Origin of the sequence: Prevotella sp. FD3004 (assembly GCF_000746155.1) — a bacterium.
GTDB lineage: Bacteria > Bacteroidota > Bacteroidia > Bacteroidales > Bacteroidaceae > Prevotella.
On sequence record NZ_JQKR01000012.1, the window covers coordinates 49,728 to 64,576 of the forward strand.

The window sequence follows — 14,849 nt, forward strand, 5'->3', positions numbered from 1 at the left end:
TAGAACAAACAACTAAAGCTTATGGAAACTAACTACGAAATAAGATACGCTGCCCATCCAGAGGATGCCAGGCACTATGACACAGCCCGACTTCGTCGTGATTTTCTGATAGATACCATATTTGCCATAAACGAGGTAAATATGATATATTCGATGTATGACCGTATGATTGTTGGAGGTGCCATGCCTGTGGGAGAAGTTTTGAAACTCGAGGCCATCGACCCTTTAAAAGCCGAGTTCTTCACCACCCGACGCGAAATTGGCATTTATAATGTCGGCGGATCTGGCACAGTGAAGGTTGGTGATAACACTTTCTCACTCAACTTCAAGGAAGCACTATACATTGGCAGCGGCGACAGAGATGTAGTTTTCTGCAGTAATGATCCCGAGAAGCCTGCCAAGTTCTATTTCAACTCTACCACAGCCCATACCGCCTACCCATGCAGGAAAATCACCAAGCAGGATGCTGTTGTGGCCCACATGGGAGATCTTAAGATGTCGAACGAGCGCAATATCAACAAAATGATTGTGAATCAGGTACTGCCTACCTGTCAACTACAGATGGGCATGACCGAATTGGCCCCAGGCAGCGTTTGGAATACCATGCCAGCCCATGTCCACAGTCGCCGCATGGAAGCCTATTTCTATTTTGAGTTGCCCGAGGATCAGGCTGTTTGTCACTTCATGGGGGAGCCACAAGAAACGCGCCACATCTGGCTTCACAACGAACAGGCGGTAATCTCGCCTGAATGGAGCATTCATAGCGCAGCAGCCACTCACAACTACACTTTCATATGGGGAATGGGCGGTGAGAATCTCGACTATGGCGATCAAGACTTTTCGAAGATTACTGATTTAAAATAAACTTCTAAAACAAAACAAATTATGGCAAATTTATTTTCACTCGAAGGTAAGAACGCTTGGATCACTGGCGCATCTTACGGTATTGGTTTCAACATTGCCAAGGCATTTGTTGCTGCTGGTATCAAGAACATTATCTTCAACGACATCAATGAAGCTGCCTTGCAGCGTGGTCTTGACAACTACAAGGAGGCTGGTATTGACAATGTAAAGGGTTATGTGTGCGACGTTACCGACGAGAATGCCGTCAAAGCACTCGTAGAGAAGATTCACGCAGAAGTAGGCCAGATCGACATCCTTGTCAACAACGCAGGCATCATCAAACGTATCCCTATGCACGAAATGAAGCGTGCCGAGTTCCAGCAGGTCATCGACGTCGATCTCGTTGCTCCTTATATCGTTTCTTCAGCCGTTATTCCTGAGATGATGGAGCGTCGTGAGGGTAAGATTATCAATATATGCTCCATGATGTCTGAGCTAGGCCGTGAGACCGTATCAGCCTATGCAGCTGCCAAGGGTGGACTGAAGATGCTGACCCGTAACATCTGTTCTGAGTATGGTGAATACAACATCCAGTGTAATGGCATTGGTCCTGGCTACATCGCAACTCCTCAGACAGCACCTCTGCGCGAGCGTCAGCCAGATGGAAGCCGTCATCCATTCGATTCGTTCATCTGCGCCAAGACTCCTGCAGGCCGCTGGCTTGATCCCAGTGAGTTGGGTGGTCCCGCAGTATTCCTCGCATCTCACGCTTCCGACGCAGTGAACGGCCATGTGCTTTATGTTGATGGTGGTATTCTGGCCTATATCGGCAAGCAGCCTAAGTAATTCTGCAGGTACATATATATAAAATAAAGGGGCTCCAAATTGGAACCCCTTAAATTTTTATTACAATTCAAAGATTACAGAGCAGCGGTGAGCTCAGCACCAGCCTTGAACTTAGCAACCTTCTTAGCAGCAATCTTAATCTTCTGCTTTGTAGCGGGGTTGATACCCTCACGAGCAGGGCGCTTGTTTACGCTGAAAGTACCAAAACCAACGAGCTGTACCTTGTCACCTTTTACGAGAGCGTCCTTAATAGCTGCTACTGTGGCGTCGAGAGCCTTCTTTGAGTCTACCTTTGAGAGACCAGCACCTGCTGCAATCTTCTCTACCAATTCTGTTTTGTTCATAATTAAGATAATTTTAATGAATTATTAATAGTAATAACTAATGTATAGTCGAATTTCAGGGCAAATATAATAGAAAGTATTTAAAGAAACAACAAAAAAACAGAAAAAATTACTTTTTTATTGAAAAATAGTTGTATTCGCCCTTTTTTTGATACAAAAAAGAGATATTTTTCGTAATTTTGCGCCCAAATCGTGCTTTAAGGCACAAAACGCGAAAATACGAAATAGAAAATAGTCAAATAGTAAATGATATGATGTTCCGCATACCCCCTATTACAAAGAATCTGCTTATCATCAACCTGATTGCATTCTTTGCAACATTTGTACTCCAACTGCGAGGAATCGACTTGGCCGATATCGGCGGCCTTCACTTCTTCCTGGCCAATGATTTCCATCTGTATCAGTTGGTCACCTACCTGTTCCTGCATGCCAATTTCATGCATATACTGAGTAATATGTTCGGTCTTTGGATGTTTGGCTGCGTGATAGAGAATGTTTGGGGACCAAAAAAATTCCTTTTTTATTACATTTCGTGCGGAATCGGTGCCGGGCTCTTACAGGAACTTGCACAGTTAGGCTCGTTCTATATGACCATTTCGGCTCAGGATCCCAGCGTCAGCTTTGGCGAGATCTTCGCCATTGGCCACCAGTTGGGGCAGCAATTAAATGCCTGGACCACCATTGGTGCCTCAGGTGCCGTTTATGCAGTCATTTTGGCTTTCGGTATGACGTTCCCCAACGAGCGATTATTCATCATACCCTTCCCTTTCCCCATTAAAGCCAAATGGTTTGTGCTGTTCTATGTAGCCATCGAGTTCTTCTCGGCCCTCGGCTCTTCTGGCGATGGTGTTGCTCATACAGCCCACTTGGGAGGTATGCTTTTCGGTTTCCTCATGATCCGCTACTGGAATCGTCATCCCAGCTCAGGTTTCGACCGCAATCGCGGCCAGCAATTCTTCGAGAATCTGAAGCGTAACTTCGATCAGCGTCGTTACAGTCAGGGACGTTCTCATCAAAGCAACCCTAATATGCACGCTCAGCGAGGAGGTTCAAAAGAGGCCGATCGTGAGTTTAACGCCCGCAAGAAACAGAATCAAGAAGAGATAGACGCCATTCTCGACAAGATTCGCAAAAGCGGCTACGATAGTTTGACCAAGGAAGAGAAGAAAAAACTCTTCGACGCAAGCAACGAGCGATGATTAAACAACTCAAGTCGTTTACCATCAACCTGATGGCCGGTGCTAATGTGGCAACAGTACTGTTGATGGTGTTGGCTGGCTATTCAGACCATCTCGACCCTCGGGAGTATCCCCTCCTCTCGGTGATGGGCATGACCTTCCCCGTATTCCTAATAGCCAATCTTGTGTTTCTCTTCTTCTGGCTCACATTCAAGTGGCGTAAGATATGGATTCCCATTGTGGGCTATGCCGTTGTCTATGTGCCACTTACTACTTATATGCCAATCCACAAGTCACAAGAAATGCCCGATGGCACCATCAAACTGATATCCTACAACGTGTGTCAGTATGGTGGCAACTACAAGTATGAATATGGTTTTGAGACGGTGTACCATTACCTGGAAGAACAGAATGCAGATATTGTATGTATACAGGAAGACGTTGACACCTGGCGACGATTTGTATTCAACTGGTATAAGAAAATCTATGCCTATAACGACACCACCATCTTCCATAAAACTTCCACCAGTATGAATGGCGTGGGCATTCACACAAAATACCCCATACTGAAGAAGGAACGCATCATGTACAAGTCAGTAGGCAACGGTTCTGTAGCCTATTACCTGAAAGTACAGGACGATACCGTCATCGTGATTAACAACCACCTAGAAGGCACTCATCTTTCAAATGAAGACCGAGCCAACTACAAACGCATGATCAGAGGCAAGATGGAAAAAGACACGGTAAAAACCGAAGCCTTCTTCCTACTCAAGAAACTAGGTCGGTATGCCGCCAAACGAGCACCTGAAGCCGACGCCGTACATACCTATATTGAGGCACATCGTGAGTACCCCATCATCGTGTGTGGCGACTTCAACGACAACCCCATCAGCTACTCCCGTCGCACTATTGCACAAGGGCTTACCGACTGTTATAAAGAAACAGGCTGCGGCATCGGTTTGTCATATAATCAGAAAGGTTTCTTTGTGCGCATCGACCATATTCTGTGCTCTGACCATTTTAAGCCCTACAACTGCACAGTTGACAACAAAATGGACGCAAGCGACCATTATCCCATCATTTGCAACCTAAAATTGGCTCCTAAACAATAAAAAATCAGCGAAAATCGCCGATTTATTTTTCATTATGTAAAAAAATGCCTATATTTGCACGCTAAAAATGTACGCGAACAGAATTAATAATAAATAAATAACAACAAAAATCAAAATGCAAAACAAAGGAATTGTAAAATTTATCGCAGTGCTTCTGATTCTCGTGTGCTGCTTCTACCTTTCCTTCTCATTCGTAACGCGCCATTACGAAAGTAAGGCTGCGGCTATGGGCGAGGAGGCAGGTGCGGAGTACCTCGACTCAATCAAGAACGAGAAGGTGTATATGGGCATCTACTCACTGAAGCAGTGCCGTGAGATGGAGATTGGCCTGGGTCTTGACCTGAAAGGCGGTATGAACGTGATCCTCGAGGTTTCAGTACCCGATGTAGTCGACGTGCTCGCCGACCACAAGCAGGACGCTGCCTACAAGAAGGCCATGGAGCTCGCCAAGAAGGAAGAGGAGACTAGCCAGAACGACTTCATCTCTCTCTTCGTAAAGTATTGGAAGCAGGAAGGCAACGGCCGTCCCCTCGCCGCCATCTTTGCTACTCAGCAGATGAAGGGCAAGGTGAGCACACAGTCAAGCGACTCTGAGGTAGAGGCCGCTTTGCGTGCTGAGGTACAGAGCGCCGTTGACAACTCATTCAACGTAGTCCGCAACCGTATCGACAAGTTTGGCGTTGTTCAGCCAAACATCCAGAAACTCGAAGGCCAAAGCGGCCGTATCATGGTCGAGATGCCTGGTATCAAGGAGCCTGAGCGTGTTCGTAAGCTCCTCCAAGGTTCTGCCAACCTCGAGTTCTGGGAGACTTATAACTCACAAGAAGTGACACCGCTGTTGGCTCAGCTCAACCAGCGTTATGCTGCTCAGGGCGGCGAAGTAGTAGACTCTGCTGCCGTTGCTGCCGACACGACAGCTGTCGACACTGCCAAGGCTGTCGCTGCTGGCGACCTCGCTGCCAAGTTGGCAAAGAAGGACAACAAGGCTACCGATTCTAAGGCTGCCGAGCTGGCAAAGAAGCAGAATCCTCTGTTCTCTGTCTTCCAGCCCACACAGGGCAACACCCTCGCTGTTGTTGGTTATGCCAACGCTCGCGATACCGCCGAGATCAACAAGATTATCTATAGCGACATTGCTGCGCGCATTTTCCCCTCAGAACTGAAGCTCCGCTGGGGTGCTAAGGCCGAGGACTTCGGCGGTCAGGACACTAAGGGAGACATTTTCGAACTCTATGCTCTGAAAATCACAGAGCCTTCAGGCCGAGCTCCGTTGGAGGGTGATGTCATCACCAGCGCCAAGGACGACTTCGACCAGATGGGTCACCCTTCTGTATCAATGCAGATGAACTCTGACGGTGCTCGCCGCTGGAGTCAGATTACCAAGCAGAATATCGGTAAGGCCGTGGCCATTGTTCTCGATGACGCAGTTTACTCTGCTCCCCGCATCCTGACTCAGATTGACGGAGGCAACTCTCAGATTACTGGTAACTTCACTATCGAGGACACAAAAGACCTGGCCAACACGCTGAACTCCGGTAAGATGCCGGCTCCTACCCGCATCGTGCAGGAGGAGGTTGTTGGTCCTTCACTGGGTGCTCAGTCAATCCAGCAGGGAATCATCTCGTTCATCGTTGCCTTCGTACTGCTGATGATCTACATGATCTTGCTGTACGGTTTCGTTCCTGGTATCCTTTCAGATATCGCTCTGCTGTTCAACCTGTTCTTCACATTGGGTATCCTCACCTCATTCCAGGCCGCTCTTACCATGCCTGGTATCGCCGGTATCGTACTCACACTGGGTACTGCTGTGGATGCCAACGTGCTGATTTACGAGCGCATCAAGGAGGAGCTGAAGAAAGGTCTGGGTGTTAAGGAGGCTCTCAACAAGGGTTACTCTAACGCCTTCAGCGCGATCTTCGACTCAAACTTCACTTCACTGATCACAGGTATCATTCTGCTCTACTTTGGTACAGGTCCTGTAAAGGGCTTCGCTACCACTTGGATCATCGGTATCGTTTGCTCATTCTTCACAGCCGTTTACCTCACACGTATCGTCTATGACTACATGCTGAAGAAGGACAAGTGGACCAACCTGACTTTCGTAACAGGCTATTCTAAGAATCTGATGCAGAATGCCCACTACAATTTCATGGGCACCTATAAGAAGTCGTTCGTTGTTTATGGCGTGTTCGCCATTCTGTTCTGCATCTCATTTGCCGTTCGCGGTCTGAGCCAGAGCATCGACTTCACCGGTGGTCGCAACTATGTTGTAACCCTCGACAAGGTGACTCCTGTTGAGGAGGTTCGTCAGGCCATGGCCGGTGCCTTCATCAACACCATGGGTGAGAAGGCCAATCAGGAGGCTAACACTTCTGTCATCGCCCTCGGTACCGATGGTAAGACTGTTCGTATCTCTACCAACTGGGATATCGAGTCAAACAATCCTGAGGTCGACGATCAGGCAGAGACCATCCTCTTCAACACTCTGAAGAAGGCAGGCCTCGTAAGTCAGGCAAATGTCGACGCCTTCAAGAACCCCGATGTTCGCGAGGGTGGTTCAATCATCTCTTCTCAGAAGGTAGGTCCTTCAGTAGCTAAAGACATCACCTATGGTGCTATCATCAGCGTGCTGATTGCTCTGGTAGCCATCTTCCTCTACATCCTGCTGCGCTTCCGCAACCTCGCCTTCTCAGTAGGCGCCATCGTTGCGCTGGCCCTCGATGCTTTGGTAGTACTCGGCCTCTACTCAGCCCTGTGGGGAATTCTGCCCATGTCGCTCGAGATCGACCAGGTATTCATCGGTGCCATCCTGACCGTGATCGGTTACTCTATCAACGATAAGGTGGTAGTATTCGACCGTATCCGTGAGAACATCGGCCTCTATGGCAAGCGCGACCGTCAGCAGCTGTTCAACGATTCGCTGAACCAGACGCTGGCTCGTACCATCAACACCTCAGTAACGACCTTGATCGTACTGTTGGCCATCTTCATTCTCGGTGGTGACAGTATCCGTTCGTTCTCGTTTGCAATGATTTTGGGTGTTGTATTCGGTACCCTGTCTTCACTCTTTATCGCTGCTCCCACAGCCTACCTGACTATGGGTCGCACCATTAAGGAAGACACCGCAGAAACAAAGTAAATAATTTCTTTTTCAAGAAGAACATACTACTGCTCGGGGCTGCAGTCCACTAAGGACTGCGGCCTTTTTATATTCACAATAACGTCATCTATCCCCTGTTACAAGCTGCCTGTAACACCATTACAAAACGTTTGTAACGGGCAGTATCATTCATCACAAATCTGCATTCTGCTGAGTTTCTCATGGTACCCCGACCGAGAATCGAACTCGGAACTAAGCTTTAGGAGAGCCTTGTTATATCCATTTAACTATCAGGGCGTGTGGTTTTCGGATGCAAAGATAGCGCAAAATTTTGATACAGCAAAGAGAAAGCAAACATATTTGCTTCCTAGAACATGATATTCTTACCCTTTTTTGTTTCATTTTGTTTCGTGAAACAAAATGAAACAAAAATTCTTTGGTTATATAATCCTTAATTACTAATTTTGCGCCATTAACTATATACCATAAAAGAAGAATACCTTTGCGTACAATATATAATTGAGAATAAATGATGAAACGAACCATAACCGTATTGGCCTCTTTATTGATACTAGGGGCAACTTCTACAAAAGCAGAATCTGCAGATTCGTATGAGGAGTTTGAAGAGTCTAAGATTCGTATTAATGTGACAGGCGAACTGAATAGTGCTGACGCATGGAAACTGGAGGCAGGATGCCATTGGTTTCCTATTCCTTTTGTAGGAGTAGGAGGCTCGTTGGGTTACTATAGGCAGTTTTCTACAACGGATATAGCAAGAGGGGATACATGGTGGACTAATGAAGATTCCGAAAAAGCACAGAACCTCTTTTTGCATCCATCTGCCATTTTCTTCTCGCCATACATCTTCAGAAAGTCGGATTATGCGATTTGTTTGTATGGGGAACTGGGTACCCTGCTAACCATTCCATACGATAGAATCGACATTGATATAAATCCCAACGAGGTCCGTATTCCTGAAAATCGTAAGAGCATTAGTAGTAGTAAGGGCGCATGGTGTTTCTTTGACGGCAAGATAGGTCTGTCTCTCAGAGTCAACAAGGGGACGATAACTTTGGGATATTCGTATTCCACTCTCGATGTGTATGCCCAGCGTAGAACTATGAAATACGACAATCAGAAGTTTGACCAGTTCTACCCCAAAGCCAAAGGTACTCATGGTGCCTTTCTATCTATCCAGATAGGCCTATAGCGTTTGCAGCCATATAATCTTGCCAAACTAATGGGCGACTTTTTGCTGGAAGGCATCGAATTGGGCTTGGCCGCTGTTGCCATAGCAGAACAATCCTACACGGATGCCCTTCCAATAGCCTGAATGCATGGAGAACGCAGAACCTGCGGGCTGGTAATGTAGTCCATCGGTACTATAATAGAACTGGTGGCTGTTGGCCTGACAATCGTTGGTGACGCGGAGCCAAAGCTTTTGGAAACGGCCATTCTGGACAAGGGTACGCTGCCCATCGACTTCAATAAAAACGCCTTCTTTGCAGAGACCAACGCCTCGGAACTGTTTGCCAGAGCAGAAAAGCCCCGCATAATTATCACCTGAAGCCTCAACCATCGTAAGACTTTCACTCTGATAACCTACGACTTTCTGCGTCAACATGTTATGACTGACCATTAGACAATCGGCAGGCAGAGCCTTTAGCGTGAGCCAGCCCTTACGGGCTGTGAGGCTCCAATGAGTATCGACAGGGTTGTGGTTCCACTGCCATTGGAGGCCAAGAGTGGCAGAGAAGTCGTCAGAGGTCTGAGGCAGGAAGACTGTAGCCGATGGAATGGGCTTTTTCCATGAAGCGACAGGCTCACCAATGTCGTTTCCATCGAAATCGACGCCCATCAATGGCCAGTCGGCTTCCCAACGGGCGGGCTGCAGATGGACCACACGTCCCAAGACGGGCGTCTCCTGAAAATGGTAAAACCACCAAGAGCCATCAGAGGCATCAACCAAAGCACCTTGATGAGGACCATTCACACGGGTAGAGCCTTGTTCGAGAACAACACGGCGCTCGTATGGACCATAGATGTTCTTAGAACGAAGTGCAGTCTGCCATCCCTGGCCTACTCCGCCCTCAGGAATAATAAGATAGTACCAGCCGTTGCGCTTAAGGAATTTGGTTCCCTCGGCCACAGGGCCTTCGTAGACGGTCTGACCTTCGTCGAGCAAGGTCTTACCGTCAGCCGACATGCGATGGACGATGATAGGGCCCGCGCCACGACGGCTACGCCCTAAGTAGGCTTGTCCGTCTTCGTCCCAGAAAGGACAAGGATCCTCCCATCTCTCGACACGTTTCACCAGATGGAGCGGCGCCCAAGGGCCATGAGGATTGCGGGCGGTGGTCATATAAAGTCCTTCGTCGGGGGTACAAAAATAGACGTAGTAAAGACCGTTGTGATAGCGGATGGCTGGTGCCCACGAGCCGCTGGCATAGTGTTGGTTATCATCCCATCCCGGCTCATCGAAGCGGCGGTATATCTGACTGATATACTTCCAGTTGACCATATCATCGCTCTCAAGTACTTGCATGCCAAGGAAATGGAAATCGGAAGCGACCATATAATATTTTGAGCCCACTCGGATGACATCAGGATCGGAGAAGTCTACATTAAGCACGGGGTTGCGATAGGTGCCGTCGCCTTGGTCGCCCCATCCTTCAACATCGTCATTCACAAAGTCTGGACGTATATCGGGCTGTTCTGTCACAATCTCAATATTCGAGAACTTCACATTGCGAGCATGACGCACAAAAAAGCCTTTGGCAGGCAGGTTGCCCCACATGGTGGCTTCTGGATAGGCTTTTTCTTTCTCGTCGCGGATGGTATCGCAGATTTGTGCCATTTCATCGGCTTTGACACCCCCTTTATGATAGAGTGATATGTTTGAGAGCGAGACATTACGAACAGGATGACCAGGCAGTCCAGTGATACTGCAACCCATGGAGCCCGCATGGCGAATTTGGATGTTATTGAGGTGGACGCCATCAATGTGCCCCACATGATTGATGGGTACGATGGCTTCCATATTGGCACCACTGGACAGGTAGCCACGTCCACGATTGCCCAGACGGATGAAGATGGGTGACTCAGTACCTTCGACGGTGAAATCGGATATATTGACGTTCTCGAGCACGCCTCCATCGACAATTTCAAGCGAGATGGCAGAAGAACCTATCCACTGACCGAAAAACTTCTCCTTCTGATCAGCACTAGGCTTCACCACAATGCCAGAGATGTTGACGTTACGAAAACCGCCATTGGTCTCTGTGCCCAGCTTCACGGCATTGCAGTGGCTCGACACCACACAATCGCTGATGCGAATATTCTCGCAAAGACGAGGCGATGTGCTTTTTAGCGTAATGCCGTCGTCGTCGCTATCGGCCATCATGCCTCGTACTATCACATCGTGACAACCATCAATATCGAGAGCATCATTATTATAGTTATTACGGTTAAAAACCTTGATTCCATCGATATGCAGACGGTCACAAGCCAGATAGTGCTGCATCCAGCAACCACTGTTTTTAAGGGTAACGTCCTTAATAGTAATGTCCTGACTCTGGATAAAGCGAATGAGATGGGGGCGCGTGACACCCTCGTCATTCCAAGATAGTTTTTCGAAAGCACGCCCCTGCCCGTCAATGATACCATAGCCATCGATAACTATATTATGTACCGAGTCGGCATAGATCAGCTGAATGGTCTCTGTCTGGGTTCGGAGGGATACATAGCTCGATTTCATCGGGCGATAATCTTTCAGATCAGTAGAACCCAAGACAACTGCGCCATGATCAAGATGGAGATGGACATTGCTTTTCAGTACAATGGTTCCTATCCTGAAAAGGCCTGCAGGAATTACAACACGACCTCCACCTTTTTCAGAACAGCGATCGATGGCTTTCTGAAAAGCCTCCGTACTATTTACCCCAGCATCGCTGGTGGCTCCATAATCTACAACATTATAATCGGCAGCCCTACAAATGAATGCCGGAATCAGGAGAAGTGTTGTTAGCAGATGTCTCATAATATGTTGGCTATACGTTTCAATGCTTCTTCCAAACGGCTACGCTGTGTGGCAATGTTGAAGCGGACATACCCCTCGCCCGTCTGAGGACCATACATCGTACCAGGATTTATCCACACCTTTGCCTCATTCAACAGACGGTCGCATAACTGCTGGGCGGTAATGCCCATGGCAGAGATGTCAACCCATGGAAGATAGGTGCCTTCGAGGCGACAGAGTTTCCACTGGGGCAGTCTTTCCTCGATGAAATCGCGCAAAAAGCAGTAGTTCTTCCAAAGATACTGGTTCAATTCGTCAATCCACTCTTCGCTCTCGTTATAGGCTGCCTTTAGGGCTACAGGACCAAAAGGATTCAGGTCGCACACCTCGTTAATATTGATGGCACGATCCAGTCGGCGACGCCATTCAGGTTGTGCACAGATGATATTAGCGGCCTGCAAGCCAGCGATATTGAACGACTTGGAGGGAGAGTTAAGTATGACACTATTCTGACGACAGTTGTCGCTCACAGCAGCAAAGGGTTGGAACTTGTAGCCTGGCATAATAAGTTCACAATGTATCTCGTCGCTCACCACCTTAACACTGTGTTTCAGACAGATATCATTCATGCGTTCCAGTTCCGCTTTAGTCCACACACGCCCACAGGGATTGTGGGGGTTACAGAGCAGGAAGACAGTAGTTTTCTCGTCGGAACACTTGACTTCGAAATCGGCCCAGTCTACTTCAAAGGTATCATCAACCCGCTTCAATGCTGTCTCAAGCACTTCACAACCATTATTTCGAACAGAAGAGAAGAAGCAGTTATAATCAGGCGAAAGGATAAGCACCTTTTCACCTGGCATGGTTAATGCTTTGATTGCGACCGACATAGCTGGAACAACTCCAGTAGTATAGAGTATTTCTTCACGCCGGATGGACCACTCGTGGCGACGCTGAAACCATGAGATAATAGCTTCATAATAGTCTTCCTCGACAACGGTATAGCCAAATACCCCATGGGCGGCACGCCTTTTAACGGCATCAAGGATAGCTGGGGCAGCCTTAAAGTCCATGTCTGCCACCCAGAGGGGAATCACGTCAGCCGAGGGACCTTCATCCCATTTTACACAGCCCGTACCTCTGCGCTCTACTTCTTCATCGAAATTATACTTCATTTCCTAGTTTCTATTACACAATTATTCGGTTGACGCACGTTCTCATCAATGGTGATACTACCGATGGAATCGGCAATAATGTGCCCAGATGTAGGATTCTTAATATTCTCAATATGGCCTTTAATATCTGCCTCGACGGTGGAGTACTCAAACATACGGTCACATGCTGCGTCGATAGTACAATTCTCGAGCACCAGGTTCTGGGTGTAGCACAGTAACTGTTCACCTGCCAAATGACAATTCACAAGTCGTACGTTCTTGGAGTGCCAAGCCAGATACTCGCCATCGAGCACTGAGTCATAGACAGTTACATTCTCGCACTCCCAAAAAGAGTCTTTTGTCAGGATCTTAGCGTTATGAATCTCCACATTCTTGCAATACTGGAACACGTACTTTGAGTCGCTCTCAAGCCCATCGACATAGATATTCTCTGAAAACATGAAAGGATAAGTGCCTCCATGTAACTTGACGTTCTTAATCTTAATACCATTCACCTTCCAGAAAGTCTCATCAGCATCGGTAATCTCCACATTCTCAAGTTCCAAATTTTTCATTTCTCGGAAGAACTTCGGGCCATCGATGCGCGAATTCTTCATCACTAAATCGTTTGTATACCAGATGGCAGAACGAGAATCCATAGCAAAATAACAATTCTCAATATAGGCGCCATCGACATGCCACCAGGGATACTTACCATAAAACTTGCAATCGTGTGCTTCCATGTTCTGGCACTGCTTGATACCAGATTCGCCATCAGTGATTGTTACATTCTCCAATCGTAAATCATGACAGGCGAACAAAGGACGCTCGCCGCCGAATTTCTCATCTTTTATCAGTTTCATTGTTTTGTATTGTTTTATTCGGCGACAAAGATACAAATAAAAATCCGTAATCGGTTCACATCGACTACGGATTCTATAACCTATTTAAAGGTTTTTAATATGTTAGAGAGAGATTTATCATCGTTTGGCAATCAGACGACTATCGAGCGGCTCCATCACAACCATGCGACTTGAGAGGAACATATTGTCTTTTGCCTCGTTCATTTTATAGGTCCTGACCGTTGTAAGACTGGGAGCAACAGAGCGATAAAGCGTAACCTCGGCAGGCAGGTCGTAAGCCTGTTTCTCAGCATTCCACTTGCAAGTCTCCATGTTGTAGCCGTTCTTGTAATACTTGTAGTTGTGACAGAAATCGTTCACCCAATCCTTGCGGCCCTCATCCCAGCGCAATACTTCGCGGGTGGTAAGACGACCCTGCTCGTCGTACTCGTAACGATACTCCATCTTGGCACACACTTCATTGTCAGCCTTTTGCTCGTAGACTTCAATTCTGTGAATCACACCATCCTCCAGATCTGAGTTGTACAGATAGGGGGCATTCACGTCGTTAGCGGCATTGAAATACATCGTGAGAACTGTTGCGATAGTGATAATTGATTCCATATCTCTAATATTTTAATTGTTACTACATCTGTTTGACGTTGCAAAGGTAAGAAAAGTTGCAAAGGCATTAAGTTATCAGAATGTTATCTTTAGGTTAAATCCGAAGCACCATGTTAACAAACTATAAAAACAGCGTCTTCGATGCAGTATTTCACCACCCTCACACATTATAATAATAGGAAGGGGATTATTTTATTAATCATAAAGATATGGAAAAGAGAATCTTATTATGGATGGTCGCAATACTGACGCTTTGCAGTTGCTCTACAAGCGACAATATTTACGATCCTATTTCGCTATCCAAAGTGTCTCATAGCGATTGTGGGAATCATATTCGGACGCGTGGCGAATATGCGCCAAAGTTAAAGCTCACCTATAATAAGGATAGCAAGACCATTACTGGTGAGTATATCAACTACACGCTGAACTGCGACTATACCAATGCAGGCATCAATATTGACCATGATGTCGACGGGGCACTTGTCTTAAATCCTTGGAATGACGGTGAGGGTAAAGCCAACTGCATCTGTCATATAAACATCTACTTCACCATTCATAACGCCACCATGCCAAGATACCATCTCATCTTAAACCGCCAAAAAGTCATCATCCATGAAGGAGACGGTTCCATACGCGAAGAGATTTGGACAGACTACGATGGTGTTATTTCCTTCTCAACCCAGAATACAATTACAATAAATCTGTAATACAGATATCATAATAAACTTCTGTTTTTATTTGGTCATCTCAGGAAAAACCTATACCTTTGCCCCTTGTATTAAAGAGAA

12 protein-coding genes and 1 tRNA gene are annotated in these 14,849 nt (G+C 46.9%); 7 read left to right on the forward strand and 6 right to left on the reverse strand.

The genetic code is table 11. The annotated features are described in order from the left end of the window. Positions 1 to 21: 21 nt before the first annotated feature. Complete coding sequence (gene kduI / locus T325_RS03700; protein WP_036910527.1) at positions 22 to 864, forward strand: 5-dehydro-4-deoxy-D-glucuronate isomerase; 843 nt, start codon at positions 22 to 24, stop codon at positions 862 to 864. A 21-nt stretch (positions 865 to 885) separates the two neighbouring features. Then, the gene (locus T325_RS03705) at positions 886 to 1,689 is read left to right on the forward strand and encodes a gluconate 5-dehydrogenase (protein ID WP_036910529.1); all 804 of its coding nucleotides are present in this window, start codon (positions 886 to 888) and stop codon (positions 1,687 to 1,689) included. A 74-nt stretch (positions 1,690 to 1,763) separates the two neighbouring features. Here the strand turns inward: T325_RS03705 and T325_RS03710 are convergent, their stop codons facing one another. Further along, positions 1,764 to 2,033, reverse strand: coding sequence for an HU family DNA-binding protein (locus T325_RS03710; RefSeq protein WP_036910531.1), 270 nt, complete (start codon positions 2,031 to 2,033; stop codon positions 1,764 to 1,766). A gap of 254 nt (positions 2,034 to 2,287) precedes the next feature. Between T325_RS03710 and T325_RS03715 the strand changes: the two genes are divergently transcribed. The 3 genes from T325_RS03715 (at position 2,288) to secDF (ending at position 7,462) form a co-directional block, all read left to right on the forward strand. Beyond that, positions 2,288 to 3,232, forward strand: coding sequence for a rhomboid family intramembrane serine protease (locus T325_RS03715; RefSeq protein WP_036910850.1), 945 nt, complete (start codon positions 2,288 to 2,290; stop codon positions 3,230 to 3,232). After that, positions 3,229 to 4,323, forward strand: a complete 1,095-nt coding sequence (locus T325_RS03720) for an endonuclease/exonuclease/phosphatase family protein (RefSeq protein ID WP_036910533.1) — start codon at positions 3,229 to 3,231, stop codon at positions 4,321 to 4,323. Before T325_RS03715 ends, T325_RS03720 begins: the two co-directional genes overlap by 4 nt. Positions 4,324 to 4,438: 115 nt before the next feature. Next, positions 4,439 to 7,462 carry a protein translocase subunit SecDF gene (gene secDF / locus T325_RS03725; protein WP_036910535.1) on the forward strand — a complete coding sequence of 1,008 codons (3,024 nt, stop codon included), beginning with the start codon at positions 4,439 to 4,441 and terminating at the stop codon, positions 7,460 to 7,462. 183 nt (positions 7,463 to 7,645) lie between these two features. On the opposite strand, the gene T325_RS03730 is transcribed toward secDF, so the two are convergent. Beyond that, positions 7,646 to 7,720: transfer RNA gene (locus tag T325_RS03730), tRNA-Arg, on the reverse strand. Between the two features lie 235 nt (positions 7,721 to 7,955). On the opposite strand from T325_RS03730, the gene T325_RS03735 reads away from it, so the two are divergent. Beyond that, a complete protein-coding gene (locus T325_RS03735) occupies positions 7,956 to 8,633 on the forward strand; it encodes a hypothetical protein (RefSeq protein ID WP_146063080.1) in 678 nt (225 codons plus the stop codon). Between the two features lie 27 nt (positions 8,634 to 8,660). Here the strand turns inward: T325_RS03735 and T325_RS12540 are convergent, their stop codons facing one another. The 4 genes from T325_RS12540 to T325_RS03755 all read right to left on the reverse strand — a co-directional run bounded on the left by T325_RS12540 (position 8,661) and on the right by T325_RS03755 (position 14,061). Next, a complete protein-coding gene (locus tag T325_RS12540; protein WP_081911034.1) occupies positions 8,661 to 11,462 on the reverse strand; it encodes a family 43 glycosylhydrolase in 2,802 nt (933 codons plus the stop codon). Then, positions 11,459 to 12,616: a MalY/PatB family protein gene (locus tag T325_RS03745; RefSeq protein ID WP_036910539.1), complete on the reverse strand. Its 1,158-nt coding sequence runs from the start codon at positions 12,614 to 12,616 to the stop codon at positions 11,459 to 11,461. Before T325_RS03745 ends, T325_RS12540 begins: the two co-directional genes overlap by 4 nt. Further along, positions 12,613 to 13,458: a DUF3737 family protein gene (locus tag T325_RS03750; RefSeq protein ID WP_036910540.1), complete on the reverse strand. Its 846-nt coding sequence runs from the start codon at positions 13,456 to 13,458 to the stop codon at positions 12,613 to 12,615. Before T325_RS03750 ends, T325_RS03745 begins: the two co-directional genes overlap by 4 nt. Positions 13,459 to 13,575: 117 nt before the next feature. Beyond that, positions 13,576 to 14,061, reverse strand: coding sequence for a DUF3836 domain-containing protein (locus T325_RS03755; protein WP_081911035.1), 486 nt, complete (start codon positions 14,059 to 14,061; stop codon positions 13,576 to 13,578). A gap of 209 nt (positions 14,062 to 14,270) precedes the next feature. On the opposite strand from T325_RS03755, the gene T325_RS03760 reads away from it, so the two are divergent. Next, positions 14,271 to 14,768 (forward strand): hypothetical protein, encoded by a 498-nt coding sequence (locus tag T325_RS03760; protein WP_143058309.1) that lies wholly within the window; start codon positions 14,271 to 14,273, stop codon positions 14,766 to 14,768. The last annotated feature ends 81 nt before the right edge of the window (positions 14,769 to 14,849 follow it).